At 70.3% G+C, this 25822-nt stretch carries 25 protein-coding genes and 2 tRNA genes; 5 read left to right on the top strand and 22 right to left on the bottom strand.

The window, feature by feature from the left end:
• Nucleotides 1–72: 72 nt before the first annotated feature.
• Nucleotides 73–2958 (bottom strand): TonB-dependent receptor, encoded by a 2886-nt coding sequence (locus tag WAT24_RS14490; protein ID WP_336808615.1) that lies wholly within the window; start codon nt 2956–2958, stop codon nt 73–75.
• A 423-nt stretch (nt 2959–3381) separates the two neighbouring features.
• Here WAT24_RS14490 and WAT24_RS14495 point away from each other — a divergent pair, with 423 nt between their 5' ends.
• Nucleotides 3382–4998 (top strand): alpha-glucosidase family protein, encoded by a 1617-nt coding sequence (locus WAT24_RS14495; RefSeq protein WP_336808616.1) that lies wholly within the window; start codon nt 3382–3384, stop codon nt 4996–4998.
• Between the two features lie 118 nt (nt 4999–5116).
• Complete coding sequence (locus WAT24_RS14500) at nt 5117–5290, top strand: hypothetical protein (RefSeq protein WP_336808617.1); 174 nt, start codon at nt 5117–5119, stop codon at nt 5288–5290.
• Between the two features lie 56 nt (nt 5291–5346).
• Here the strand turns inward: WAT24_RS14500 and WAT24_RS14505 are convergent.
• Nucleotides 5347–5422: transfer RNA gene (locus WAT24_RS14505), tRNA-Ala, on the bottom strand.
• Nucleotides 5423–5476: 54 nt separating this feature from the next.
• Nucleotides 5477–6601, bottom strand: a complete 1125-nt coding sequence (locus tag WAT24_RS14510) for a ribonuclease D (RefSeq protein WP_336808618.1) — start codon at nt 6599–6601, stop codon at nt 5477–5479.
• A 261-nt stretch (nt 6602–6862) separates the two neighbouring features.
• On the opposite strand from WAT24_RS14510, the gene WAT24_RS14515 reads away from it, so the two are divergent.
• The 3 genes from WAT24_RS14515 to WAT24_RS14525 all read left to right on the top strand — a co-directional run bounded on the left by WAT24_RS14515 (nt 6863) and on the right by WAT24_RS14525 (nt 9593).
• Nucleotides 6863–8803, top strand: coding sequence for a formylglycine-generating enzyme family protein (locus WAT24_RS14515; RefSeq protein WP_336808619.1), 1941 nt, complete (start codon nt 6863–6865; stop codon nt 8801–8803).
• Nucleotides 8804–8966: 163 nt separating this feature from the next.
• On the top strand, nt 8967–9209 hold the full coding sequence (locus WAT24_RS14520; protein WP_336808620.1) for a DUF2188 domain-containing protein: 243 nt from the start codon (nt 8967–8969) through the stop codon (nt 9207–9209).
• Nucleotides 9210–9218: 9 nt separating this feature from the next.
• Nucleotides 9219–9593 carry a response regulator gene (locus tag WAT24_RS14525; RefSeq protein WP_336808621.1) on the top strand — a complete coding sequence of 125 codons (375 nt, stop codon included), beginning with the start codon at nt 9219–9221 and terminating at the stop codon, nt 9591–9593.
• Between the two features lie 68 nt (nt 9594–9661).
• Here WAT24_RS14525 and WAT24_RS14530 read toward each other — a convergent pair.
• The 19 genes from WAT24_RS14530 to WAT24_RS14620 all read right to left on the bottom strand — a co-directional run bounded on the left by WAT24_RS14530 (nt 9662) and on the right by WAT24_RS14620 (nt 25821).
• Nucleotides 9662–9747 (bottom strand) — tRNA-Leu (locus WAT24_RS14530).
• Nucleotides 9748–9772: 25 nt separating this feature from the next.
• Nucleotides 9773–10354, bottom strand: a complete 582-nt coding sequence (locus tag WAT24_RS14535) for a cysteine dioxygenase family protein (protein WP_336808623.1) — start codon at nt 10352–10354, stop codon at nt 9773–9775.
• A gap of 68 nt (nt 10355–10422) precedes the next feature.
• Nucleotides 10423–11553, bottom strand: a complete 1131-nt coding sequence (gene metX / locus WAT24_RS14540; RefSeq protein ID WP_336808624.1) for a homoserine O-acetyltransferase MetX — start codon at nt 11551–11553, stop codon at nt 10423–10425.
• Nucleotides 11550–12590, bottom strand: coding sequence for a tetratricopeptide repeat protein (locus tag WAT24_RS14545; protein ID WP_336808625.1), 1041 nt, complete (start codon nt 12588–12590; stop codon nt 11550–11552). The genes metX and WAT24_RS14545 overlap by 4 nt, the downstream gene beginning before the upstream one ends.
• The gene (locus WAT24_RS14550; RefSeq protein ID WP_336808626.1) at nt 12587–13060 is read right to left on the bottom strand and encodes a cytochrome c-type biogenesis protein; all 474 of its coding nucleotides are present in this window, start codon (nt 13058–13060) and stop codon (nt 12587–12589) included. The genes WAT24_RS14545 and WAT24_RS14550 overlap by 4 nt, the downstream gene beginning before the upstream one ends.
• A complete protein-coding gene (locus WAT24_RS14555) occupies nt 13057–13599 on the bottom strand; it encodes a DsbE family thiol:disulfide interchange protein (RefSeq protein ID WP_336808627.1) in 543 nt (180 codons plus the stop codon). Before WAT24_RS14555 ends, WAT24_RS14550 begins: the two co-directional genes overlap by 4 nt.
• Entirely contained in the window at nt 13596–15569 is a 1974-nt protein-coding gene (locus WAT24_RS14560) for a heme lyase CcmF/NrfE family subunit (RefSeq protein WP_336808628.1), read from the bottom strand. Before WAT24_RS14560 ends, WAT24_RS14555 begins: the two co-directional genes overlap by 4 nt.
• Nucleotides 15566–16027, bottom strand: coding sequence for a cytochrome c maturation protein CcmE (gene ccmE / locus WAT24_RS14565; protein ID WP_336808629.1), 462 nt, complete (start codon nt 16025–16027; stop codon nt 15566–15568). Before ccmE ends, WAT24_RS14560 begins: the two co-directional genes overlap by 4 nt.
• On the bottom strand, nt 16024–16215 hold the full coding sequence (gene ccmD / locus WAT24_RS14570) for a heme exporter protein CcmD (protein WP_336808630.1): 192 nt from the start codon (nt 16213–16215) through the stop codon (nt 16024–16026). Before ccmD ends, ccmE begins: the two co-directional genes overlap by 4 nt.
• Nucleotides 16212–16967, bottom strand: a complete 756-nt coding sequence (locus WAT24_RS14575; RefSeq protein WP_336808631.1) for a heme ABC transporter permease — start codon at nt 16965–16967, stop codon at nt 16212–16214. The genes ccmD and WAT24_RS14575 overlap by 4 nt, the downstream gene beginning before the upstream one ends.
• A 6-nt stretch (nt 16968–16973) precedes the next feature.
• Nucleotides 16974–17660, bottom strand: coding sequence for a heme exporter protein CcmB (gene ccmB / locus WAT24_RS14580; protein ID WP_336808632.1), 687 nt, complete (start codon nt 17658–17660; stop codon nt 16974–16976).
• Between the two features lie 81 nt (nt 17661–17741).
• Nucleotides 17742–18374 carry a cytochrome c biogenesis heme-transporting ATPase CcmA gene (gene ccmA / locus WAT24_RS14585; RefSeq protein WP_336808633.1) on the bottom strand — a complete coding sequence of 211 codons (633 nt, stop codon included), beginning with the start codon at nt 18372–18374 and terminating at the stop codon, nt 17742–17744.
• 70 nt (nt 18375–18444) lie between these two features.
• A complete protein-coding gene (locus WAT24_RS14590) occupies nt 18445–18849 on the bottom strand; it encodes a DUF3293 domain-containing protein (protein WP_336808634.1) in 405 nt (134 codons plus the stop codon).
• Nucleotides 18842–20242 (bottom strand): FAD-dependent oxidoreductase, encoded by a 1401-nt coding sequence (locus WAT24_RS14595; protein WP_336808635.1) that lies wholly within the window; start codon nt 20240–20242, stop codon nt 18842–18844. The genes WAT24_RS14590 and WAT24_RS14595 overlap by 8 nt, the downstream gene beginning before the upstream one ends.
• A gap of 236 nt (nt 20243–20478) precedes the next feature.
• Nucleotides 20479–20955, bottom strand: a complete 477-nt coding sequence (gene phaR, locus WAT24_RS14600; protein WP_336808636.1) for a polyhydroxyalkanoate synthesis repressor PhaR — start codon at nt 20953–20955, stop codon at nt 20479–20481.
• An 88-nt stretch (nt 20956–21043) separates the two neighbouring features.
• A complete protein-coding gene (locus WAT24_RS14605; RefSeq protein ID WP_336808637.1) occupies nt 21044–22597 on the bottom strand; it encodes a DHA2 family efflux MFS transporter permease subunit in 1554 nt (517 codons plus the stop codon).
• 18 nt (nt 22598–22615) lie between these two features.
• Nucleotides 22616–23812, bottom strand: a complete 1197-nt coding sequence (locus tag WAT24_RS14610; RefSeq protein WP_336808638.1) for an HlyD family secretion protein — start codon at nt 23810–23812, stop codon at nt 22616–22618.
• Entirely contained in the window at nt 23799–25283 is a 1485-nt protein-coding gene (locus WAT24_RS14615) for an efflux transporter outer membrane subunit (RefSeq protein ID WP_336808639.1), read from the bottom strand. Before WAT24_RS14615 ends, WAT24_RS14610 begins: the two co-directional genes overlap by 14 nt.
• 13 nt (nt 25284–25296) lie before the next feature.
• Entirely contained in the window at nt 25297–25821 is a 525-nt protein-coding gene (locus tag WAT24_RS14620; RefSeq protein WP_336808640.1) for a MarR family winged helix-turn-helix transcriptional regulator, read from the bottom strand.
• Nucleotide 25822: the final 1 nt, after the last annotated feature.

The raw sequence follows: 25822 nt of genomic DNA on the forward strand, positions 1-25822 counted from the left end.
CGATCGTGCGCCGGAAGAAAGAGGCCCCGCCGATGTTGCGCGACGGGGCCTGGCTGGGGCAAGGCGATGCGCTTACTGGAACTTGTAGGACACGCCGACCTCGTAGCGGCGCCCGTAGCGTTCCCAGGTCAGCACCTGCCGCGGGTCGTCGTTCTGGTAGGTCACGAACGTCTTGTTGGAGAGGTTCGAGCCCTGCGCGATCAGGGTCAGCCCTTCCAGCGGACCGTGGTTGAAGGTGTAGCTGACCTGCGCGTCGTAGACGCTGCCGCCCTTGATCGTCTGCTCGATGCGGGTGGCGCTGATGCCCGACACCTCGCCGAGGAAGCTGGAGCGGTAGCTGTCGCCGATGCGCGCCTCGAAGCCGTTGTGCTGGTAATACAGCGTGGCGTTGGCGGTCCACTTGGACAGCCCCGGCACGGTGATCGGGCTCGGGTTGTCGCCGTACACCAGCGAGCTCTTGGTGTAGCCGCCGGTCAGGATGCCGCCGAAGCCGGCCAGGGCCGGGGTGAACTGGCTGAAGGGCAGGTTGAACGTGGTCTGCAGACCCTTCACGTAGCCGTGGCCGTCGTTCACCGGGCCGGAGACGATGCCGAGCGTGGTGCCCAACTGCTGCTGCTGCGCAGGCGACAGGTAGGAACCGACGAATGCGCTGAAGTCGTACAGGTAGGCGGCGTTCGGGTCGATGTAGTCCCTCAGGCCCAGGAAATACGCCGACACCGCCACGTAGCCGGCACCGCCGGAGCGGCACAGGTCCGAGGTCTTGGACTCGGCCGCGCTGCACTGGTAGCCGGAACCGCTGTTCTCGAAGTAGTGCTCGTAACTGACGTTGTAGTTGTCTGCCATGGTCGGCAGCAGCTTGGCGTTGCCGCCGGACGCGCTGAAATACGACTGGTTCGGGTCGGTGTTCGGCAGCTTGGTGATGTCGCCGGACACGCCCAGGCTGGCGCTCATCTGATCCATGCGCGGACGTGCCATCACGCGGGCGGCGCCCACGCGCAGGTCGTCCCTCTCGCCGAAGTCAAAGATCAGGTTCATGCTGGGCAGGTACTTGGTGAACGTCGTGCCGCCGGAGACCGGCACCAGCACCGCGTTCGAGCCGTTGGTGCCGCCCGCGCTCGCTTCCACGCGCTGGCCGGTGGAGGACTGCGCCGTGTGCGCCGCCTGCACGCCGAAGTTGCCGCGCAGGCCGACGTCGCCCAGCGAGGTGTCCAGGTTGAATTGCAGGTACGAGGTCACGTCACGCTCGTTGACCTTCCAGTTCGGCGGCACCGAGATCGACGACAGTGCGGTAGGGAACAGCTGGTAGGTGCCGTTGGCGATCATCGAGAGCGGGTCGTAGCAGACCTGCGAGGCGATGCCCATCCAGGCCAGCGGGCTGCAGCTCGAGGCGCTGAGCGGTGCCGTCTGCGCGCCGTTGGGCAGGATCAGGAAGGCCTGGTCGATGTTGTAGGTCTTGTCGCGGGTGCCGCGCACCACGCCGAACTCCACCGAGGAGAACGGGCCGCTGAGGAACTCGCGCTCGACCGCCAGGCGCAGGTTGGCCAGGTGATCGTCGGTATGCGGCGCGTTGATGAAACCGGCCTGCACCACCGGCGGCGTGGCGCCACCACCCCAGCCCTGCGGATCGGTCAGCACCATCTGGCCGCCGCTGTAGTCCAGCGAGGGGGTGAACCAGAGCATGCCGTCCGGCAGCTCGGTGAAGCCGAGGCTGTCGGTGGCGCCGCTGCCGGCGTAGCCGGTGCCCGAGTAGCTTTCCAGCAGCAGGTCGTGGCGCTGGGCGCGCGAGTAGCTGGCGGTCAGCGTGGCCGACCAGTTCTCGTTGAAGCGCAGCGAGTTTTCCCAGTTGATGTTGTAGACCTTGGCGTTGGTCTTGTTGTAGTCGTTGCGGACGACCGCCTTGACGTTGTCGTAGGTGCCGCTCTGCACGAAGCCGTTCTGCACGTTGCCGCCCGGCTGCAGCTGTGCGGCGCTCCAGAACAGCGGGAACTCGATGCCCTTGGCCGCCTGCGCTTCCTTGAACTTGTCGTAGGTCAGGTCCAGCGTGCTGGTGAAGTGCTCGTTCGGCTGCCACTGCAGGGTGGTCAGCAGGCCGCTGCGGTTCATCTGGTCGGAGATGCCGTAGTTCTTCGAGCCGCCGACCACCAGGTCGCCGTTGGCGTCGGTCGGATAGCCCCACGGACCCTGGTGCTGGATCTGCGAGGGGTTGGACTGGAAGTCGATGCCGACGGTGACGCCGAAGGTGTGGTTGGCGAACTGGTTCACCCAGACGCCGTTGACGTCGTAGCCGCGGTCGCCCACGCCCGGGCCGTCGGCCAGCTGCTTGGTACTGTCCCAGATGTAGCGGGCGTTGAGCGCGCTTTCCGGCTTGTCCTTGTCGAGCGGTCGGATGGTGCGCATGTCCACCGTGCCGGAGAGGCCCTGGCCGATCAGGTTCGCGGTGGGACTCAGGTGGACCACCACGCTGTCGAACCAGCTGGACGGGTACTGGTCGTACTGCACGTCGCGGTTGTTGGAGGTGGACACCTGCTGGCTGCCGTTGACCAGCGCGGTGGAGAAGTCCGGGCCCAGGCCGTGGATGCTCACCACCTGCGGGCGGCCGCTCACCGTCTGCACCGCCAGGCCCGGCAGGCGGCCCAGCGTGTCGGCGATGCTCACGCCCGGCAGCTTGCCGATCTGCTCGGCCGAGACCGCCTCGACGATGGCGTCGGAGTTGCGCTTCAGCGCGGTGGAGTTCTGGATGCTGCTGACGAAGCCGTTGACCTCCACGGTGCCCAGCTCGCGTGCCTTCTTTTGGTCGCTCGTGGAACGGCGGGCCGCGGCGCCGGCCTGCTGCTGGTCCTGGCTCTGCGCGGTGCTGGCCGACGGGTCGGCATCCTGCGGCGCGGCCGTGGCGATGCCGGTGAAACAAAGCCCCGCGGCCATGAGGGCCAGGGCCATTGGATTGCGCTTGATGAACATGTGCGTCTCCCCGCAAGAATGTTTTGTGTCCGGCCGCTGCCCGCGCCGGTGTGCCCCGGTCATGCAGCGCTGCGGCAGGCTGTCAGCGACGTGGGGCGATGTTAAGGCTGCGTTTCCGCGACACGGCACGGACTGCATACGTATTCATAACGAGCGCGAAAGCGGGCTCATCGCGCTGCAGCATGCGCCATCCACGGTCGGGAATCGCAGTGGCCGTCGCAGGAGAAATCCGCCTCGTACGGTCGGGTGCGCTTGTCCGCATGGCAGTCGGGCAGGCGTCGGCAGTGGCCGGGCGGATGTTTTTTTATTGCGCCCGCAGCACGGATGAATACGTATGCAGGCGGATGAGCCATCGGGGGGCTACGGATAAGCTGGCGCCCGCTCGCCCATTCGCACAGGCGCAGGTCGCGCTAAAGGCTTCTGATGACCAATCCACCGTGGTGGCGCGGTGCCGTCACCTACCAGATCTACCCGCGCAGTTTTGTGGACACCAATGGCGATGGCGTGGGCGATCTGCCGGGCATCATCGAGAAGCTGGACTACGTCGCCAGCCTGGGCGTGGACGCGATCTGGATCTCGCCGTTCTTCAAATCGCCGATGGCCGACTACGGCTACGACATCGCCGACTATTGCGACGTCGACCCGCTGTTCGGCTCGCTGCGGGACTTCGACCGGCTGCTTGCCAAGGCGCACGGCCTGGGCATCCGCGTGATGATCGACCAGGTGCTCAGCCACACCTCGGTCGAACACGCCTGGTTCCAGGAAAGCCGCTGCAGCCGCGACAACCCCAAGGCGGACTGGTACGTGTGGGCGGACGCCAAGGAGGACGGTACGCCGCCCAACAACTGGCTGTCGATCTTCGGCGGCTGCGCCTGGCAGTGGGAGCCGCGGCGGGGGCAGTACTACCTGCACAACTTCCTGGTCTCGCAGCCGGACCTCAACTTCCACAACCCGCAGGTGCGCGCGGCCATCCTGGACTGCGTGCGCTTCTGGCTGGAGCGCGGCGTCGATGGCCTGCGCCTGGACGCGATCAACTTCTGCTTCCACGACCGCCTGCTGCGCGACAACCCGCCCAAGCCGAAGGAGCAGCGCGTCGGCCGCGGTTTCAGCCCGGACAATCCCTACGCCTTCCAGTACCACTGGTACAACAACACCCAGCCGGAGAACCTGGCCTTCCTGGCCGAGCTGCGTGCGCTGCTCGACCGCTACCCCGGCACCGTGGCCCTGGGCGAGATCTCCTCGGAGGATTCGCTCGCCACCATGGCCGAGTACACGGCGGCGGGCCGCCTGCACATGGGCTACAGCTTCGAGCTGCTCACCGACGACTTCAGCGCGGCGCACATCCGCGGCACCGTGCAGCAGCTGGAGGCGCAGATGCGCGACGGCTGGCCGTGCTGGGCGATCTCCAACCACGACGTCGAGCGCGTGCTGAGCCGCTGGGGCGGGGACGGCGCGGCGCCGGCGCTGGCCAACCTGTTCACCGCGCTGGTCTGTTCGCTGCGCGGCTCGGTCTGCATCTACCAGGGCGAGGAGCTCGGTCTGACCGAGGCGCAGGTACCCTACGAGGCGCTCAAGGACCCGTACGGCATCGCGTTCTGGCCGCAGTTCAAGGGACGCGACGGCTGCCGCACGCCGATGCCGTGGACCGACGGCGAGCATGCCGGCTTCAGCAGCGGCATCCCCTGGCTGCCGGTGCCGACCGAGCACCGCGCGCTGGCGGTGGCGCGGCAGGAAAACGATCCCCGGTCCACGCTCAACGGGTTTCGCCGCATCCTGCGCTGGCGCAGCGCGCAACCGGCCTTGCGCTGGGGCGACATCCGCTTCCTGGAGACCGCCGAGCCGCTGCTGGCCTTCACCCGCAGCCACGGGGACGAGACGGTGCTGGTGGCCTTCAACCTGGGTGCGGACGCGCTGGACACCGGACTCGCGCTCGACGGGGACTGGCAGCCCATCGACGGCCACGGCCTGGCGCAGGGTTTGCTGGCCGGCGGACGCCTGCGGATGCCGGCGCACGCGGCGTTGTTCGCGCGCCGCGCCTGAGGGCATCGGCCGCAGCGCGCCGTACCCGCCAGTCGAGCGAGAGGCCGCTCGACCGCATCACGCAGCCATGAGCCGCCGGGTCGTACGCTGGGAGCGACCCTCGATGCCGAGTCCGAACATGCCCAATCCCATGCCCCCCGCCGACCGCAAGCACGGCAGCGGCGACCGCAACGAAAGCCACGTCGCGCAGGTCGACCACCACCTGCAGGAGCGCCGCGACGCCGAAGAAGCGGAGGACGCCCGCGAAGCCAGCCGCGAGTCCAAGCGCGAAGAAGGTTTCGACCATCCCTGAACGCAAAACGAAAAGCCCCGGAGGCCTGAGGCATCCGGGGCTTTGTCTGGACAAGTTGGTGGAGTGGAGGAGGATCGAACTCCCGACCTTCGCATTGCGAACGCGACGCTCTCCCAGCTGAGCTACCACCCCACGCGAGCCGCGAATATTAGCAGTGCGTCGCTGGGTCGCCAAGCCCCCGTGCAGCTACGGCGACGCATCCGGCAGCAGGCCGCCCAGCCGGTCGTACAGCACGCCACGGCGCCAGCCTTCGAGGAAATCGGGCCACTCGCCGGTGGTCACGTATTCCTCCAGCACCTTGCGCGGGCAGAGCAGGCCGGCCGGCAGGTCCAGTTCCAGGGCCAGGCGGTCGACCGTTTCCTTCATCGCGGCGAGCGCCTTCTTGGCGGGGCCGAGCACCGGCGCGGGGATCGCCGCGGTCGTCGCCAGTTCCGCCGCATCGGGCGCGGGCGCGAGCAGCTCGAACAGTTCCGCGCGCTGGGCCGAGCGCAGCGCGCGCTGGCCGCGGCTGCGCTGTTCCAGTTCGGCCAGGCTCAGGGGCGGGTTCTGCGCCAGGCTCATGGCCAGCGCATCCTCCAGCAGCCAGGAGCGCGGCCGGTCCAGCGTGCGCGCACTGCGGTCGCGCCACTGCAGGATGCGGCGCAGCAGGGCCTGCTGCGCGCGTGGCCAGTCGGCGGCGGTACGGAACCCGCGTTGCGGCTGCGGATCACCTTCGCGGGCGTCGGCGCGGCGCTTGAGCCGTTCGCAGTCCTCGGCGTGCCACGCGCTGCGGCCGCGCTCGGCCAGGCGCGCGGCCAACTGCTCGTGCAGCGGCTCGAGATAGACCACGTCGAGCGTGGCGTAGAGCCGTTGCGAGTCGGTGAGGGGGCGCTGCAGCCAGTCCGAGCGGGTCTCGCCCTTGTCCAGCTCGACGCCGACCAGGGCGGCGACCAGTGCCCGGTAGCTCACGCCCAGGCCCATGCCGACGAAGGCGGCGGCGATCTGCGTGTCGAACAGGGTGCCCGGGCCCTCCGGCAGCAGCGGCGCGAGCGCCTCCAGGTCCTCGCCGGCACTGTGCATCACCGTGGGTGCGGCTCCCCCGGCCAGGCGCGGCCGCAGCGCGTCGCCGATGTCGAAGGCCAGCGGATCGACCAGCGCGTAACGGCCGTTCCAGCCCAACTGCAGCAGCGCCAGCTGCGGGTAGAACGTATTGCGGCGCATGAATTCGGTGTCGACCCCGAGCGCGGCATCGGCGGGCACGCCGGCCAGCCACGCGTCGAGTGCGTCGCGGCGGTCGATCCATGCGGCCGTGGCCGCGGGCATAACGGACATGCGGAATCCTTCAGAGCTGCACGGGAGGGCGGGTGCGCGGGCGCCGTGTGCTGCCCGGTCGTCGGTGCCGCCGTGGAATAGCCGCGCACGATAGCAGCCCTGGGGCCGCACGGATCAAGTTGCGCGCCGTCGGCGGCCGGAACCCTGGCCAGGCAGAGGGGCGCTCCGGCCGTGCGCCCCCCTCGCGCCCGTGACGGCCACCGCGACAGACACAGCCGGAACGCCTGCGTAGAATGGCCCCGAGCCTCCCCAGAGACTTCCATGCCGAGCAGCGAAACCGTCCGCCGTCAGCGCACATTGGGTGGCGCCCTCGGCGTGGCCGTGCTTGGCGCCGCACTGGTCTATCACTTCTTCCCGCGGGTGTTCCACGTCAACCCGGAGACGATGGCGCCCCGTCGGCCCGCACCGGTGGGCTTAGCGGTCCCGCGCGCGCCGGCCTCCACGCGGCCGGCGGCCGGCAACGAGGTGGAGGCCGGTCCGCCGCTCACGCTGGCGCCGGCCGCGGTGATCGCCGCGCGGATGAACCGGGGCAACCAGCACCTGCCCGAGCAGCTCAGCGCCGACACCCCGGAGATCCAGGCGTTGCTGGCGCGCGCCGGCAAGGCGTTGGCAGCGGGGAACCTGGTCGGCAGCAAGGACAGCGCGGCCGTGCTCTACGCCCAGGCGCTGCGCGACAAGCCCGACAGTCGCGCTGCCGCGCAGGGTCTCAACCAGGTACGCGCCCAGCTGGTGGCCCAGATCGGGCAGGACATCGCGGTGGGTGACGCCGAATCGGCGCAGGCGCTGCTGGACGGGTTGCGCGGGCTGCCCAACAGCGCGGGTGACGTGGCGCAGGTGGAGCGCGACCTGCAGACCCTGGCCAAGGTCCGGCCGATGCTCGCGCAGGCGGCCGCGCTGCTGCAGCAGGGCAAGGCCGACCAGCCGCAAGGCGCCAGTGCGCTCGACATGTACCGCCAGGTGCAGACGCTGGACCCGGACAACGCGATCGCCGAGCAGGGCATCTTCCAGGTGCAGCGCGCGGTGCTGGATCGTGCGCTGGCGGCGGTGGCGCAGAACGATTTCGCCGCGGCCGACCGCGCGCTGGCCGAGGCCGACACGATTCGCCCGGGCTCGCAGCAATTGGCCGATGTGCGCAACCGCGTCGAGGGCATGCGCCAGCAGCGCGCCAGCGGCCTGCTCGCGCAGGCCCGCTCCGCCCTGGATGCGGGCAACCTGGACCTGGCCCAGCGGCTGGCCGGGCAGGCGCAGGCGCTGCAGCCGGGCCTCAAGGGCATGGAGGAGTTCCGTCAGCAGCTGACCAACGCCCGCCTGTATGCCAGCTACAAACCGGGGCAGGTGTTCAGCGATCGCTTCGTCGACCTGCCCGGGCAGACCCCGGCGATGGTCGTCATTCCGGCCGGGAGCTTCCAGATGGGCGCGCCGGACGCGGAGGAGGACCACTCCGACGCCGAGACGCCGCGGCACCAGGTGACCCTCGCCAAGGGCTTCGCGGTGTCGCGCAGCGAGGTGACCGTGGGCCAGTACCGCGAATTCGTCCGCGCCAGCGGCTACCAGCCCGACTCGGTCAAGCTGGGTGGCGCCAGCGTGTACGACGAGCGCAGCGGCGCGCTGCGCGACGATTCGCGCGCCACCTGGCAGGACGACTACGCCGGCCATGCGGCCGACGACCAGTTGCCGGTGGTCAACGTGTCCTGGCGGGACGCCAAGGCCTACGCCGACTGGCTCAGCCAGCGCACCGGCAAGCGCTATCGCCTGCCCAGCGAGGCGGAGTTCGAGTATGCCCTGCGCGGGGGCACGCAGACCCGTTACTGGTGGGGCACCCGCGATCCCACCCGCAAGGTCGAGAACCTCACCGGCAGCGGGGACCGTTCGCCGAGCGGCCGGCGCTGGAGCAATGCCTTTCCCGACTACCGCGACGGCTACTGGGGGCCGGCGCCGGTGATGTCGTTCATGCCCAATCCGTTCGGCCTGTACGACATGGATGGCAACGTCTCCGAATGGGTCGCCGACTGCTGGCACGACACCTACCTGCGCGCCCCGCTGGACGGCAGCGCCTGGATCAACCCCGGGTGCAGCATCCACGTGGTGCGCGGCGGTTCCTGGGGCAGCTCGCCCGAGCAGGTCCGCTCGGCCTACCGCCAGGGAGCGGACGGCAGCGTGCGCAGCGCCCGAGTGGGTTTCCGCGTCGTTCGCGAGCTGTAGACGCGCTCCTGACGACCATTCGGCGACGGCCCTCACATCCGCCGGTACGGATGTGCCTGCGGCCTATCCAAATGAGGCGACATTTGCAAGACTGCACGTCCGGCGCGGGTGATCGGCCGCCGCCGGGGTCTCGGTGAATGGAGCCATCCGAGGGGAGGTCCCGATGCACCACGAAACCGTCCGCCTGTTCGTACCCTTCAGCGGCGACGCCCCCTGGATCGTGCGGGGCGAGGCCACCCGCGTGGGCACCTATCCCACCCGCGACGAGGCGATTTCCGCCGCGGTGAGGGTGCGGGCCAAGCTGTCGCGCGCCTGGGGCCTCGAGCACCCGCCGGTGCGCGTGCAGGAGAGCGACGGTAGCTGGCACGAACTGTCCGACCCGGACACCACCCACGCGTTCCAATAGGCATACCCGATGGAAAAGACGCCCGCCCCCCGCCGCATCCTTCTGGTCGAAGACGAAATGCTCGTCGCCATGCTGCTGGAGGACATGCTGGTCGAGGCTGGCCATACCATCGTCGGCCCGCTGGCGCGGATCGACCAGGCGGTGGAGGCGGCGCGCACCGAGCCGATCGACCTGGCCATCCTCGACGTGAACGTGGGCGGCGAGGAGGTCTATCCGGTCGCCGAGGCGCTGGCCGCCCGCGAGGTACCGTTCGCCTTCGCCACCGGCTACGGCGCCCACGGCCTGCGCGAGCCCTGGCAGGACCGCCCCACGCTGCAGAAGCCGTTCCATCGCAGCGACCTGTTCCGCATGGTGGCGGAGCTGGCGCCGTCCTGCTCCTGCTGAGCCGCTTGCGGACGCAAAAAGGCCCGCGCGACGCGGGCCTTTCTGGTGGCGGCCGGGCCGCCTTTTCGTGGTACCGGTGATAGGACTCGAACCTACACTCTGTCGCCAGAAGCGGATTTTGAGTCCGCCGCGTCTACCATTCCGCCACACCGGCACGAGAACGTCGATTATGCCTGGGGTCAGTGCACCGGGTCGAGCCCCAACTGGCGTTCGCAGCGCTCGTAGCCGTGGTCGCCGGGCAGGGGCTGGAAGATCGCACAGCGGGTCATGTTGCCCGAGTAGATGTGCAGGCTGACCGCGACCGTGTCGTCGCTGGGATTGCGGATCGTGTGGTACTCGTGCGGCGGGATCAGGCTGCCGGCGGAGCCGGGGCCGGCCTGGATCGAACCCACCGGCTGGAAGCGGCAGTGGCCGTCCTCGTCCGGGAGGCGTTCGTACTGCACCACCTCGAGTGCGCCGCTCCAGACGCCTTCCACGCACCACATGCCGCAGTGGTCGTGGATCGGCGTGCCCTGGCCGGGTGCCCAGGTCATCGCCACCACGCAGTAGCCGTGCTCCTCGCTGCGGTACAGCTCGCGGCGCGCGTAGCGCCCTTCGGCGGTTTCGAACACGCAGTCGGGCAGTTTGACCGTCCCGCTGCGCATCAGCTTGCACAGGCTGTTGCGCAGGCTGTCGGTGACCTCGAACGTGCTCGGCTGCGCGATCGCCGCGTCGATGGCCCCGATCAGTTCGCGGCAACCGGGGAATTCCGTGGTGAGCATGGACGTCTCTCGAAGTACGGCTACGCGCCGAGTTTAGCGCAGCGGCCGGGGCAGGGCCGTCGTCGCCCTCACAGGGCCGCCAGGAAGCCGCCGATCGCGCGGCTGTAGTTGGGGATGTCGACCAGGAAGGCGTCGTGGCCCTGCGGCGAATCGAGCGCGACGAAGTCCACCCGGGCGCCGGCCGCTTCCAGCCCGGTGGCGATCTGCTCCTGCTGCTCCAGCGGGAACAGGATGTCGGTGCTCACGCCGATCACCAGCGCCCGCTCGATGCGGATGCGCCGCAACCCGGCCATCACGTCGCCGCCGCCGTATTCTCCGATGTCGAACCAGTCGCTGGCGCGCGACAGATACAGATAGCAGTTCGGGTCGAAGGTGCGCACGAACCGTTGCGCATGGGCCTGCAGGTAGGATTCGACCTGGAACTCGAAGCCGAACGGCTCGTCCTCGCGCTGTTCGGGATCCAGGCGGATGCGCGCGAAGCGGCCGTTCCATTCCATCGCCGAACGGTAGGTGATCACGCCCAGCTTGCGCGCGATGCTCATGCCGATGTCCGGATAGCGCCCGCCATCGGCGGCATGGATGTCGTAGTCGCCGCCGTTCCATTGCGGGTCCAGGCGGATCGCCTCGCGTTGCAGCGAGCGGATGGCGATGGCGAAGGGCTGCGCCTGCGGCGCGGTATCCACGCTGACGTGCGTGCGCACCGTGCCCGGGTGCAGCAGCATGTACGCCAGCGCGCTCATGCCGCCCATCGAGCAGCCGACCAGGCAGGCCAGCCGCTCGATCCCCAGGCCGTGGCGCACGACCTCGAAGGCCGCGTTGGCCACGTCCTCCAGGGTCAGCTCGGGGAAGCTCAGCCGGTAGGGCCGGCCGGTGGCCGGGTCGACCGAGGCGGGGCAGGTCGAGCCCTTGTCGCTGCCCAGCGAGTTCACGCAGATCACGAACCAGCGGTGGGTGTCGATCGCCTTGCCGGGGCCGATCATGCCTTCCCACCAGCCGGGCGAAGGATCCTCCGGACTGGATGCCGCGTGCGCGCTCGGCGAAAGGCCGGTGAGGATCAGCAGCGCGTTGTCGCGCGCTTCGCTCAACCGCCCCCAGGTCTCGTAGGCCACCCGCGCTCCGTGCAGCGCGCCGCCGCGCTTCATCGCGAACGGCGAGGGCAGCGCGTGGTAGCGGCGGGCGTCGCGGGCTTCCGTGCTCATGGGTGGACCTTGTCGATGACGATCCGTACGGGGGCGGTGCGCTCCACCGGCACCACGCCGGCGTCGCCTTCCAGGTCGCCCGGCTGGGCGATCGCCTGACCGCTGGCGCTGATGCGGGCGCCGACGAAGACCTTGTCGGCGGAGGAAAGCGTGCGCTGCGGCGTCATCGCCATGGCGTCGGTGAGGGTGACGCTCGCCGGCAGCTTGCCGGCGTCGAGCCGCGCCACCGCCAGCGGCATCGGCGGGCCGGATTCGGCACGCGCGTAGACGAACAGCGTGGCGCCCGGCACCAGCCGGTCACGCAGGCCCGGGGCGAGCGCCACCTCGACGGTCAGGCGCGGGCCCGCACTCGCCGGGGCCGCGGCCGGCGCCGGCGTGCCGCCTGCGCGCGCGTCCGCCACGGCGATCTGCTCGGTCACCGCCTTGGCCACGGTCGAGCCGGGCTCCAGCAGCGGCAGCAGGCGCCGCCAGGTGGCAGCGGCCTCGGCGTAGCGGTCGTGCTGGAACTGGCTGATGCCGAGCAGCCACAGCCCGCGCTGGTTGGCCGGGTCGGCCTGCACCGCCTGGTTCAGCAGGTCGAGCGCGCGCCCCTCGATGAGGTGGTCCTGGCGCGCCATCGAGTCGGCCTCGGCCCAGCCGACCATGGCGGTGCCGTTGTGCGGATCGATCCGCAGCGCCTGATCGTAGGCCGCGCGGGCCTCCGGGCCGTGGTGCAGCGCGCTTTCGGTCTGCGCGAGCAGCAGCCAGCCCTGCAGGTCGTCGGGCTGCTGCCTGAGATGGTCGCGCAGCTCGGCCAGCGCCTGGTCGACGTCGAGCGACGGCTGCGCCGCCGGCACGCCGTCCAGCGTGACCGGCGCGCCGACCTCGAGGTACAGGCCCGCCGCGGCGAGCGGCAGCACGAAGGCGATCGCCAGCGCGAGCGCGAACACGCCCCGCGAGCGGCCCTCGCGGCGGCCATGGCGTACGAGCGGGACCAGCAGCAGCGCGAGCGCCGCCACGACCATCGCGGCGGCGACCACGAAGAACACGAGCTTCACCAGTCGTCCCCCTGTTCGATCGAGGCACCCTCGACCAGCCGGCTGTCCACCCGCGCCGGTCGCTCGCCCGCGCGGCTGCGCCGGCGTACCGTGACCGCCACCACCGCCGCGCCGGCGAGCAGCAGCAGGCCCGGGCCGAACCACAGCAGCCAGGTGGAGGGCTTCACCGGCGGGTCGTACAGCACGAAATCCGAGTAGCGATCGACCAGGTACTGCTTGATCTGCTCGTCGCTCTTGCCCTGCTGCATCAGGCCGAAGACCTCGTGGCGCAGGTCGCGCGCCAGGTCGGCGTTGGAGTCGGCCAGGTTCTCGTTCTGGCAGACCAGGCAGCGCAGCTGGCGGGTCAGGTTCTGGAAGCGCACTTCCTGCGCGTGGTCCTTGAACGGCAGCGGATCGATAGCCTGGGCGGCGACCAGGCCCGGCAGCGCCACGAGCAGGGCGAGCAGCAGCTGCAGCAACGCGCGCTTCATGGCGCCTCCCGCTGCAGCTCGGCGATCCGCGGCTTGAGCTCGCGCTCGATCACCTCCGGCGTGAACGGGCCGATGTGCTTGTAGCGGATCACGCCCTTGGCATCGATCAGGAAACTTTCCGGTGCGCCGTACACGCCGAAATCGATCGCCGTACGGCCCTCGTGGTCGGCGACGACCATGTCGTACGGGTTGCCGTGCCGCGCCAGCCAGGCCTTGGCGTCGGCCGGTTCGTCCTTGTAGTCGTAGCCGACCAGCGGCACGCCCAGCTTGTGCGCGTAGGCCATCAGCACCGGGTGCTCGTCGCCGCAGGCGATGCACCAGCTGGCGAAGACGTTGACCAGGTAGGGCCGGCCGAGCATGGAGGCCTTGCTGAGCGTGCGGGAGGGATCGTCCAGGTGCGGCAGTGCGAAGGCCGGGGCGGGCTTGCCGATCAGCGGCGAGGGTACCTCGCGCGGATCGTGCTGCGTGTTCCACCAGATGCCGAAGCCGAACAGGGCGACCAGCAGCAGGAAGCCGACCAGGGGCAGCGAGCGGGTCATGCGCGCGATTCCTCCGCGGGCAGCGCCGGTTCGGTCGCGGTCGCCGCGGCGCGCTTGACGCGGAAGCGCCGGTCGGCCGCCGCGACGAAGCCGCCCAGCATCATGAACAGGCCGCCGGCCCAGATCCAGCGCACGAACGGCTTGTAGTAAAGCCGCAGCGCCCAGGCGCCTTCGAGCTGGTTCGGGTCCATCGGCTCGCCGAGCGCCACGTAGAGGTCGCGGGTGACGCCCGGGTCGATGGCCGACTCGGTCTGCACCTGGCCGCGCGGATAGGTGCGCTTCTGCGGGTGCATCACGCCGACGGTACGGCCGTCGCGCAGCACCGTCACGGTGCCCTGCTCGGCGTGCCAGTTGGGACCGACGGTGGCGTGCACGCCGTCGAAGCGGAAGGCGTAGGTGCCGACCGCCTGCGTGTCACCCGGCGCCATGCGCACGTCGCGGGTGACGCTCAGCGACTCGGACAGCAGCACGCCGACCAGGAACACGCCCACGCCGAAGTGCGCCAGCAGCATGCCGCCCATCTCGGCCGGGTAGCGGCGGCCGCGCGGCATCTCGCGCCAACGCTTGTAGACGTAGAGCAGGGTGCCCACACCGCACCACACGGCCCCGGCCACACCGGCCACGGCCTTGGCGCTGCCGTCGGCGAGGAAGCCGGCGACGATGGCACAGGCGACCGCCGCCACGGTCACGCGCAGCAGCACGCTCTTCAGCGGCGCGGCGTCGCTCCTGCCCCAGCGCAGGAACGGGCCGAACGGCAGCAGCGCGACCACCGGCAGCATCAGCAGAGTGAACAGGAAGCCGAAGTAGGGCGGACCGACCGAGATCTTGCCCAGGTGCAGCGCGTCGCCCAGCAGCGGGAACAGCGTGCCGAGCAGCACCATGCCCGCCGCCACGGTGAGCATCAGGTTGCCGATCAGGATCGCGGTCTCGCGCGATACCAGGCTGAACGCCTTGCCGCCGGCCACCTTCGGCGCGCGTAGCGCGTAGAGCAGCAGCGAGCCGCCTACCACCACGGCGAGGAAACCCAGGATGTACAGGCCGCGGCGAGGGTCGGAGGCGAACGCATGCACCGAGGTGAGCACGCCCGAACGCACCAGGAAGGTGCCCAGCAGCGACAGCGAGAAGGCGAAGATCGACAGCAGGATGGTCCAGGCGCGCAGCGAGCCGCGCTTCTCGGTGACCGCCTGCGCATGGATCAGCGCCGCGCCGACCAGCCACGGCATGAAGCTGGCGTTCTCCACTGGGTCCCAGAACCACCAGCCGCCCCAGCCCAGCTCCGCGTACGCCCACCAGCTGCCGGCGACGATGCCGCAGGACAGGAAGGCCCAGGCGGCGTTGGTCCACGGCCGCGCCCAGCGCACCCAGGTCTGCTCCAGCGCGCCGCCCAGCAGCGCGGCAATGGAGAAGGCGAAGGCCACCGAGAAGCCCACGTAGCCCATGTACAGCACGGGCGGGTGGAAGGTCATGCCCGGGTCCTGCAGCACCGGGTTGAGGTCGCCGCCGTCCGGCGGCATCGGCAGCAGCCGCGCGAACGGGTTGGAGGTGAAGACGATGAAGGCGAGGAAGCCGACCGCGACGATCCCCAGCACGCCCAGCACCCGCGCGGCGAAGACCTCCGGCAGCTGCCGGCTGAAGGCGGCCAGCGCGACCGTCCACAGGTTGAGGATCAGCACCCACAGCAGCATCGAGCCCTCGTGCGCGCCCCACACCGCGGCGATGCGGTAGTACCAGGGCAGGGCGAGGTTCGAGTTGTCGGCCACGTACTGCACCGAGAAATCGAAGCGCAGGAACGCCCAGGCCAGCAGGCCGAACGCCATCGCCACGAACACCGCCTGGCCGGCGGCAGCCGGGCGGGCGGTCGCCATCAGCGCGCGGTTGCCGCGCCAGGCGCCGAGCAGCGGCAGCACGCCCTGGGCGAGCGCCAGCAGCAGCGCGAGGACGAGCGCGAGCTGGCCCAGTTCCGGCGTCATTGCGGCGCCCCGCTGGCGGCCACGGCCTTGCCGCCGTGGTGCGCCTTCTCCATGGCGTCCTTCAGTTCCTTCGGCATGTAGGTCTCGTCGTGCTTGGCGAGCACCTCGGTGGCGATGAAGCGGTCGCCGGCCATGTGCCCGGTGGCGATCACCGACTGGTTGTCGCGGAACAGGTCGGGGAGGATGCCGGTGTACTCGACCGGCATGGCGCCGTCGGCGTCCACCACGGTGAAGTCGACCTTGAGCGAATCCTTCGAGCGCACGATCGAGCCGGACTTGACCATGCCGCCCAGGCGGAAGGTCTGGTACGCCTCGGCCTGGCCGGCTCGCACCTGGCTCGGGGTGAACAGGTAGTTCATGTTCTGCTGCAGGGCGAACACGGTCAGCCCGACCGCCACCACGGCGGCGGCGAGGATCAGCAGGACGATGGTGAGGCGGCGCTTGCGGGTGGGATTCATGGGTTCACGGGTGGGGTGGCGCGTTGCTGGCGGGCGGTTTGACGCGTGAGTCGTGCGCGAAGTTCGCGCAGGTTGCGTCGGCGGCGCAGCAGCGGGGAAACGAAGTCGGCGATCAGCACCAGGAAGAACACGGCGTAGGCCGGCCACACGTAGGCGGCGTAGCCGCCCATGGCGAGGAACGCGCTCATGCGTTCTCCCCGGCGGCGATGCGGCGAACCCAGTCCTTGCCACCCTCCAGCTCCAGCAGGTCGGCGCGCACGCGGCCGAACAGGCTGGCCACGTAGTAGAGCTTGGTTGCCACCATCATGGTCAGCAGCGGCCACAGCATGTCGCCGCTGATCCTGGACGGGCCGAGGATGCGCACGGTGGAGCCCTGGTGCAGCGTGTTCCACCAGTTCACCGAGAAGTGCACGATCGGCACGTTGATGATGCCGACGAGCGCGAGGAAGGCCGCGGCGCGCGCGCCCTGGCGGCGATCCTCGAAGGCGTGGTACAGGCCGATCACGCCGAGGTAGAGGAACAGCAGCACCAGTTCGGAGGTGAGTCGCGCGTCCCAGGTCCACCAGGTGCCCCACATCGGCTTGCCCCACAGGGAGCCGGTGACCAGGGTGATGAAGGTAAAGGCCGCGCCGACCGGCGCCGATTCCATCGCCACGGCCTCGGCCAGCTTGATCCGCCAGACCAGCGCGATGAAAGCTGCCACCGCCATGGCGGCGTAGATGAACAGGCTCATCCAGGCGCTGGGCACGTGGATGAAGATGATGCGGTAGGCGTCGCCCTGCTGGTAATCGGCCGGGGCCAGCACCAGCCCGCCGTACAGGCCGACGGCGCCGGCGAGCAGGGCGAGCGCCAGGAACCAGGGCCGCAGCGTGCCGGCGAAGCGGTAGAAGACCGGCGGCGAACCGAGCTTGTGCAGCCAGAGGGGAATCCACTTGGACATGGCGGATCAGGCGTCCAAAGCAATGCGAAGGGCGGCGGCGCAGGCCAGCGGCGCCAGCACCAGGGTCAGGGCGAGGGCCGCGCCGAGCCAGGCGATCGGAGCGACCCACGGTAACCCCTGTTGGGCGGCCGCGACCGCACCTGCGGCAAAGATGACCACCGGCACGCACAGCGGCAGCAGCATCAGGGCGAGCAGCATACCAGAGCGACGCGTGCCGGCCGTCAGCGCGACCAGTACCGCGCCGAGCAGGCTGAGCATCGGCGTGGCCAGCGCCAACGCCAGCAGCAGCACGCCCATCACCGGCACCGGCAGGTGCAGCATGCCGGCCAGCAGCGGCGCGATCACGATCAGCGGCAGCGCCGTGGTGAGCCAGTGCGCCAGGATCTTCATGCCCAGCATCAGCGCCAGCGGCTGCGGCGCGAGCACCAGCTGTTCCAGCGATCCGTCCTCGATGTCGCTGCGGAACATGGCATCCAGCGCCAGCAGCATGGCCAGCAGCACGGTGACCAGCACCACGCCGCCGGCGATGCGCTGCAGCAGCGCCTGCTCCGGCCCCAGCGCGAACGGGAACAGCGTGGCCACGATCAGCGCATAGAGCACCGGCATGGCGATGTCGCCGCGCCGCCGCCAGGCCAGCGTCAGGTCGCGGCGCAGCACCGCCGCACAGGCGCGCGAAACGGGGGCCCGGCTCATGCCGTGCTCCCGCGGGCTCTGCCGGTGGGACCGCCGAAGGCGACGATGAGACCGTCGCTTTCGCGTATCTGGCGGACCGCCTCAGCCATGCATCCGGATCCGCTTCGGTTCGCCGCCATGGAAGCTCACGGCGCCGTGGCTGGTGACCAGCGCGGCGCCGCCCGCGGCCACCTGCCCTTCCAGCAGGCGGTTGACCAGCGCGATGCCGGCGCGGTCGAGGTTGGCGTAGGGCTCGTCCAGCAGCCACAGCACCGCGGGCAGGAGCAGCAGGCGGGCCAGCGCCGCGCGCTTCTTCTGGCCGGCGGACAGCCGGCGCACGGGTTCGTCCTCGTAGCCGGCCAGGCCCACCTCGGCCAGCACCGAGGCAGGTGTGCGACCCTCGCGCGTGCCGTGCAGGCCGGCGGCGACGCGCAGGTTCTCGCGCGGGCTCATGTCCGTCTTCAGGCCGAGCTGGTGGCCCAGGAACAGCACCTCGCTGGCGCAGGCGTCGCGTTGCCAGGGCGCGCCGCGCCAGCGCAGCTCGCCCTCGCCCACGTGCAGCAGGCCGGCCAGCAGCCGCAGCAGGGTGGTCTTGCCGCTGCCGTTGTCGCCCTCCACCAGCGCCACCTCGCCCGCGTGCAGGTCGAAGTCGAGCGGCCCGAACACGGGCTCGTCCGCGCGGAGGAAGGACAGGCCCCGTGCCTGCAGCAACGGGTTGGGCTGGACGGAAGTCATCCGGCGGATTGTCCGCAATGCGTGCGCGCCTTGTCCATGCGGTGCGGGAGCGCACCCGCGCGCGGGTGCCTCAGCGAAGCTGGAGGTGGGCGCTACCCGCCCCGTGCCCCTGCAGCCAGGCGTTCTGGCCGTAGCGTTCGGCCAGGCGTTCCAGCGTGCCGGGCGCGATGCCGACGATCCACAGGCTCGGTTCGCGCCAGCCGTCGGTGCCCACGCCGACCGCGGGGTGGAGTTCCAGCCCGGCGCCCGCCCGCAGGTCGGCCAGCAGCCGGCGCTGGGCAGCACGGTTGACCGCCGGCGGCAGCGGCCGGGAGCGCGGGTTCCAGGCGGTGAGGAAGCCCCAGTCGCGATCGCCGGCGAGCGGCCGCAGCGCCACCGGCAGCGGCTCGCCGATGCGCAGGGTGGCGGCGCCGCCGCAGCGCAGCCGCACGCGGTAGGCGCTGCGGCAATAGGCTTTCAGCAGCTCCTCATCCATGGCGCAGCGGCGGCAGCGGCGGCAGCGTGGCCTCCAGCGTCGCCACCGCGGCGTCCAGGTCCACCGCATCCGGGTCGTTGCGCTCGCGCAGCAATTGCTCCAGCAGCAGGTCCTGCGCGCGTCCGCGCTCCAGCGCGTAGGCATAGGGCAGGTGGGTGAAGGTGACCATGCGGTAGCGCGCCATGAAATGCTGCGGCGCGCGGGCGGCCAGGCGCGCGCCCAGTTCGCGCTTGGCCAGGTAGCGCGGGTCCGCCACCGAATCGCGCATCTCCACGTAGTTCTCCAGTGCCATGGTGGCGATCGCGCCGACGTTCGGCTGGCGGATGCGCTGGAACTCGGCGAAGGCCTCGGCGGTGTCGTTGCCGTCGAGCAGCGCGGCCAGCACCACGGTGTCCTCGAAGCCGCAATTCATGCCCTGGCCGTGGAACGGCACGATGGCGTGCGCCGCGTCGCCGACCAGCAGCGCGCGGCCGCCCAGGTGCCAGCGCTCCAGGTAGAGCGTGGCCAGCGTGCCGACCGGGTGCGCGTCGTAGTCCTCGGCGAAGCGCGGCAGCAGCGGCAGCAGGTCGCCGAATTCCTCGCGGAAGAACGTCTCGGCGGCGCGCGAATCGGGCAGCGTGGCGAAGCTCGGGTGCGCTCCGTGCCCGGGCAGGAACAGGGTGACGGTGAAGCTGCCTTCGGTGTTGGGCAGGGCGATGCACATGTAGCCGCCGCGCGGCCAGATGTGCAGCGCATGGGGCTCGATCGCGAACTGGTCGTGCCCGCCGCTGTCGCGCAGCAGCGCGTCCGGGAGCTGGGTGGCGGGCGGGATCTCCAACTCCTTGTAGCCGTGCCCCAGCCAGTCGGTCCGCTCGCCCAGGGGCCGATGGGCGTTCATCGCGGCACGCAGGGCCGAGCCTGCGCCATCGGCGCCGATCAGCACCGGCGCGTCGACGTCGCGTTCGGTGCCGTCCAGTCCGACCACGCGCATGCGTCCGGCGTCGAAGTCCGCCGCGGCCAGCCCCTGGCCGAAGTGGAAGCGCACGCCGGCCGCCTCGGCCGCGTCCAGCAACAGCATGTTCAGCCCGCCACGCGAAACCGACCAGATCACCTCGCTGTCGTCCACGCCGTAGCGCTGCAGTCCGCTGCGGCCATCGGCAGTGTGCACCATGCGACCGCGCATCATCACCGCGTGCGCAAGGACCTGCTCGGCCAGTCCCGCGCTGCGCAGCGCCTGCAGGCCGCGCTCGGCCAGGGCCAGGTTGATCGAGCGGCCTCCGGCGAACCCGGACACGCGCGGATCCGGGCGCTTCTCGAACACGTCCACGACGAAGCCGCGGCGAGCGAGTTGCTGGGCCAGCAGCGCGCCGACCAGGCCGCCGCCGATCAGGGTAAGGGGGGGCTTGCTGCTCATGGGCGATCCGTTCCGGGCATCCCGCGAACTGTTCCGCAAGCGGCGCGCGACTGCAACGCCTACGGCGCCCGCTGCTCCGGGAGGGGGTGTATGAGGCGCGGGTCTTGCGTGAAGGAGCCTTCACGCGACGAGCCGAAGGACGGAGGCGTCCCGCAAGCCCTGGCCCCTCGTTCCGGCCTTCTCCCGGGGGGCGATCGCCGCCCATGCCGACAAGACTCGACTGACGAGGGCGGGGGTCAGCCCTTGCGGGTCTTGTTCGGCGCCGTCTGCGCGGCGGCGTCCAGGAAGCCGCGCTGCATGGTCTTCCACGCGTCCAGGTTGCGCTCGGTGAGTTCGTTGAGCATCGACCAGGGCGTCTGGCCCATCAGGCTGTTGAGCTGGGCGCGGAACTGCTGCTGCTGGTCGAGGAAGACCTGCAGGCTGCGCTCCAGGTACGGGCCCATGAAACCCTGCAGCGAGTCGCCGTAGAAGCGGATGATCTGGCTGAGCAGCTGCGGCGACAGCATCGGCTGTCCCTTCTCCTCGTGCTCGGAGATGATCTGCAGCAGGACCGAACGGGTCAGGTCTTCCCCGCTCTTGGCGTCGCGGACCTCGAAGGATTCGCCGTCCAGCACCAGTTGACGGACCTCCTCCAGCGTGATGTAGCTGGAGATCTCCGTGTCGTACAGGCGGCGGTTCGGGTACTTCTTGATGATGCGCAGTTTTTGTGCCATGCGCGACACGCTAGCAGAACGTATTGCGCTGCACCAGTAATCCATGCTGCACCCGCCGGTGCAGCAAATCCGGCCGTGCCGCTACGCGTCAATGGCCCATCGCACCGCCTGCGCTGCCGAACGGCGGCCGGGCGAACCACAGGATCGGGATCAGCGCCAGGAACAGCACGGCGCAGCCGAAGAACACGTCGTTCACCGCCAGGGTCAGCCCTTCGCGTGTCACCAGCTGGTTGATCAGTCCCATCGTCTGCTGGTGCGACAGACCCCAGTGCGAAAGCTGGTCGACGAAGTGGGTGGCGGCCGGCTGCGCCGGGCTCACGTATTCGGTCAGCCGCGCATGGTGGAACTCGCCGCGGTGGTCCCACAGCGTCACCGTGATCGCGGTGGACATGCTCGAGCCCATCGTGCGGCAGAAATTGGCCAGGCCCGAGGCGCTGGCGATGTCCGAGGCCGGCAGGCCGGCCAGGTAGATCTGGTTCAGCGGGATGAAGAAGCAGGGAATCGCCAGGCCCATCACGAAGCGCGGCACCACCAGGGTGGAGAACGAGGCCGCGCTGTCGAAGGTGGAGAACCAGTAGGAGGTGGCGGCGAAGGTGATGAACGCGAAGGTCACCACCGCGCGCAGTTCCAGCCGGTGCATGTTGCGGCCCAGGATGGGCGAGACCAGGAAGGCCAGCACGCCGACCGGCGCGGTCGCCAGGCCGGCCCACGTCGCGGTGTAGCCGAGCGTGGTCTGCAGCCACAGCGGGAAGACCACGTTGATGCCGAAGAAGGCGAACATGCCCAGCGACAGCGCCACCACGCCGACGGTGAAGTTGCGTTGGCGGAACAGCGACAGGTCGACCACCGGGTGCTTGGCGTGCAGTTCCCACACCACCAGGAAGGTCAGGCAGACCAGCGCGACGATGCCCAGCGTGGTGATCATCGGCGAGGCGAACCAGTCGTGGTCGTTGCCGTTGTCCAGCATGAACTGCAACGCGCCGATGCCCACCACCAGCAGCGCCAGGCCGACGCTGTCGATCGGGATGCGCACGGTCTTGGTCTCGCGCTTGTGCAGCAGCGCCCAGGTGACTACCGCCGCGAGCACGCCCACCGGCAGGTTGATGTAGAAGATCCACGGCCAGGAGAGGTTGTCGGTGATCCAGCCGCCCAGGATCGGACCGAAGATCGGCGCGATCACCACCGTCATCGCCCACAGCGCCAGCGCGATGCCCTGCCGTTCCTTGGGATAGCTCGACAGCAGCAGGGTCATCGACAGCGCCACCATCGGCCCGGAGCCGGCACCCTGCATCAGGCGCGCGAACACCAGCATCGGCATCGAGGTCGCCAGGCCGCACAGCATCGAGAAGGCGACGAACAGCAGCACCGAGGCGACGAAGGTCCTTACCTCGCCGAAGCGCTTGGCCACCCAGCCGGTGAGCGGCTGCATGATGGCGCTGGCCATGGCATAGGAGCTGATCGTCCACGTGCCCTCGCTGGGGCTCACGCTGAGGCTGCCGGCGATGTGTGGTACGGCGACGTTGACGATGGTCATGTCCAGCACCTCCATGAAGGTGCTGAACGCGACCGCGGCGGTGAGCAGGACCAGCTTGCCGCCGTGCAGCGGTGGCAACGGCTTGCTGTTGTCGGGGGTGGCGGCCATGGGGAAGGGGCCTTCGGGTCAGCGGGCGGCGCGGGGCAGGTTGGCCTGGATGATGCGCTGGGCCTCCTGGTCGGCCTTGTCCATCATCCGGTCGTACACGGTGGTCTCGGCGACCGGCTGCTGCGCGGGCGCTCGCGCCAGCATCGGGCCGGTGTCGTCGGTGATGTCGATGGTGACCTCGGTGGACAGGCCCACGCGCAGCGGGTGCTTGTCCAGCTCGCGGTCGTCCAGCGCGATGCGCACGGGCACGCGCTGCACCACCTTGATCCAGTTGCCGGTGGCGTTCTGCGCCGGCAGCAGCGAGAAGGCGCTGCCGGTGCCGGCCCCCAGGCCGATCACCTTGCCGTGGTACTCGACGTCGCCGCCGTAGATGTCCGCCTCGATCGTCGCCGGCTGGCCGATGCGGATGTGCTGCAGCTGGCTTTCCTTGAAGTTGGCGTCGATCCACAGGTCGTGCAGCGGCACCACCGTCATCAGCTGCTGGCCGGGTTGCACGCTGTTGCCCAGCTGCACGCTGCGCTGCGCCACGTAGCCCGAGACCGGGGCAAGGATCGCGTTGCGCTGCGCGGCGATCCAGGCAGCGCGGAAGTTGGCGCGCGCCTGCAGCACCGCCGGGTTGTCGGCCACGTCGGTGCCCTCGACCGCCGCGTGCGCGGCGGCGGCCTGGGCCTGCGCCGCCTCCAGCGCGGCGCGCGCCTGCGCCACGCCGTCGCGCAGGTGCTGCACGATCTCGGGCGATTCGGCATGGGCGGCCAGCAGCGGCAGGTGGCGCTTGAGGTCGGCTTCGAGCTTGGCCAGCTCCAGCTTGCGCGCCGCGACCTGGGCGTCGGCGCTGCTGGCCGAGCTGGTCTGCTGGCGCACGCCGCGTACCGCCTGCGCCAGCGCGCTGCGTGCCTGGGCCAGGCGCACCTGCGCGTCGGTCGGATCGAGCCGGACCAGCACCTGGCCGGCCTCCACGCGCTGGGTGTCGTCGGCCATGATCGCCACCACGGTACCCGGTACCTGGGCGGAGATCGTCACCTGGTTGCCGCCCACGTAGGCGTTGTCGGTCTTTTCCCGCCGCGAGAACACGAACATCCACAGCGCGATCCAGATCAGCGCGACCAGGATGAAGACCGCCGCCACGATCAGCAGGGCGCGGCGGCGCTTGGCCGGGTTCTTCGCGGCCAGGCCGCTCTCGTTGGCGGCGGGCTTGTCGGCGTCAGTGGCGCTCATGGTCGACGGCTCCAGCAGGGGAAGGGGAAGTGGACGAGGCGATCCGGGGCTTGGCGTCGCTGCGGTAACCGCCACCCAGCGCCTTGATCAGCGCCAGGTCGGTGGCCAGCGCCTGCGCATGCAACTGGGTGGCCGCATCGCGCTGCTGCAGCAGCGCGAGTTCGGCGGCCAGGCTCTCGCGGGCGTCGCGCACGCCCTGGCGCAGGCGCGCCCGGGCGTTGGCGAGCAGGCGTTCGTCGGCAGCGAGCTGGGCCTGCTGCTGGTCACGCTGGGCAGCAAGCTGCTCCGCGCCCAGCGCCTGCGTGGCCACGTCGCGGGCCGCCTCAAGCACGGTGCTTCGGTACTGCGCCACCGCACTGTCCAGTTGCGCGCGGCTGAGCCCGTAGTTGGCCTCGAGCGTGCCGCTTTCGAAGATCGGCAGGTGCAGCGCCGGCGTCAGCGCGAAGGTACGGCTGCCGGCGGTGAACAACTTGCCCATGTCGATGCTGGAAAGGCCGGCCAGCGCGCTCAGGCTGAAGTCGGGAAAGAACTCGGCGCGGGCGGCGTCGGTCTGCCGCAGCGCGGCCTCCACTTGCCAGCGGCTGGCGGCGATGTCCGGGCGCCTGGCGATCAGATCGAGACTGGCGTTGGCAGGCAACCCGCCGGCGACGGCCGGGAGCGGGCGCGGCTGCAGCGCCGGCAGTTCGGCCGGCGCCACGCCCAGCAGCGAGGCGAGCACCGCGCGGCGCACCTTGGCCGAACCGTCGATCGCCGTGCGCATCTGCTCGAGCGCCGCCAGCTGCGCCTGCGCCTGCTCGACGGTATCGGCCAGGTCCACGCCCTGGCGCACCCGCAACCGGGCGATGTGCAGCAGTTGCCGCTGGGTGGCGAGCGACTGGTCGGCCAGGGCCAGGCGTGCCTGATCCGCCTGCCAGCCGAAATAGGTGGTGGCGACCGCGTACTGCAGCGCCAGCGCGGCCGCGCTGCGCTGCGCCTCGGCGGCGTGCGCCCGGTCCAGCGCCGCCTCCACCGCGGCGCGCTTCTTGCCCCACCAGTCGAAGTCGTATTTCAACTGCACGCCGAGATCGGCCTGGTTGTACCAGGTGAAGCCGAGGAACCGGCTGGGGATCAGGCCGTGCTCGCTCATCCGCTGGCGGGAGAACTGCACGTTGCCGTTGACGGACAGGCCCATCTGCGCCGCTGCCAGGCGCGCGGACTGTTCGGCGCCCTGCACGCGACTGCGCGCCAGTTCCAGGTTGGGCGCCTGGCGCATCGCACGGTCGATCAGCTCGTTCAGCTGCGGATCGTCGTAGGCGCGCCACCAGCGCGGATCGGGCCAGCCGGCGCGCGGCGCCGTCTCGATGCCGGCAAGGGGCACGTCGTCACGCAGTTGCGGCGGGGAAAGCCGGGCCGGCGGCGTGGCGCAGGCGGCCAGCGCCAGCGCAGTGGTCGCGGCCAGCGTCGTGCGGAGACGGAGCGTGGCAGGTCTCATGGGGCGGCGTCCTTCACGGGGTGGGGGCCTCGTCCAGGCGATCGAGGTTGGCGGCGAGCTTGCGCAGCAGGCGGCTGAAATTGCGCTTGTCGGCCTCGCTGAAGCCGGCGTAGGCGGCGCTGACACGGGGAAACAGCGGCGGCAGCAGTTTCTGCACGAAACGGCGCCCGGCCGGAGTGATGCGGATGACCACGCGGCGGCGGTCCTCCTCGCTGGGCCCGCGCGTGATCAGCCCGCGCTTGACCAGCGCATTGGCGATGCGCGTCATGTTGGTGGCGCCCTGGGAGGTGTACTCGCACAGTTCGCCCGGCGTGGAGCTTCCGTCCGGGCGGCTGTACAGGATCATCAGCGTGAGGAAGTCGCTGTGGTTGATGCCGTGGGGTCGCAGTTCCTGCTCGACCGCTTCGTCGAAGGTGTGGCCGACCATCAGCAGCAGGCGCGTGAGGCGGGCTTCGGCGACGGGCATGTCCGGGATGACCTGGCTCACCCGTCCGATGCCCTCGTCCATCATCGCGATGCAGTCCGCCAGACGTGCCATT

Origin of the sequence: Fulvimonas yonginensis, from assembly GCF_037137055.1 — a bacterium.
Taxonomy (GTDB): Bacteria; Pseudomonadota; Gammaproteobacteria; order Xanthomonadales; family Rhodanobacteraceae; genus Frateuria_A; species Frateuria_A yonginensis.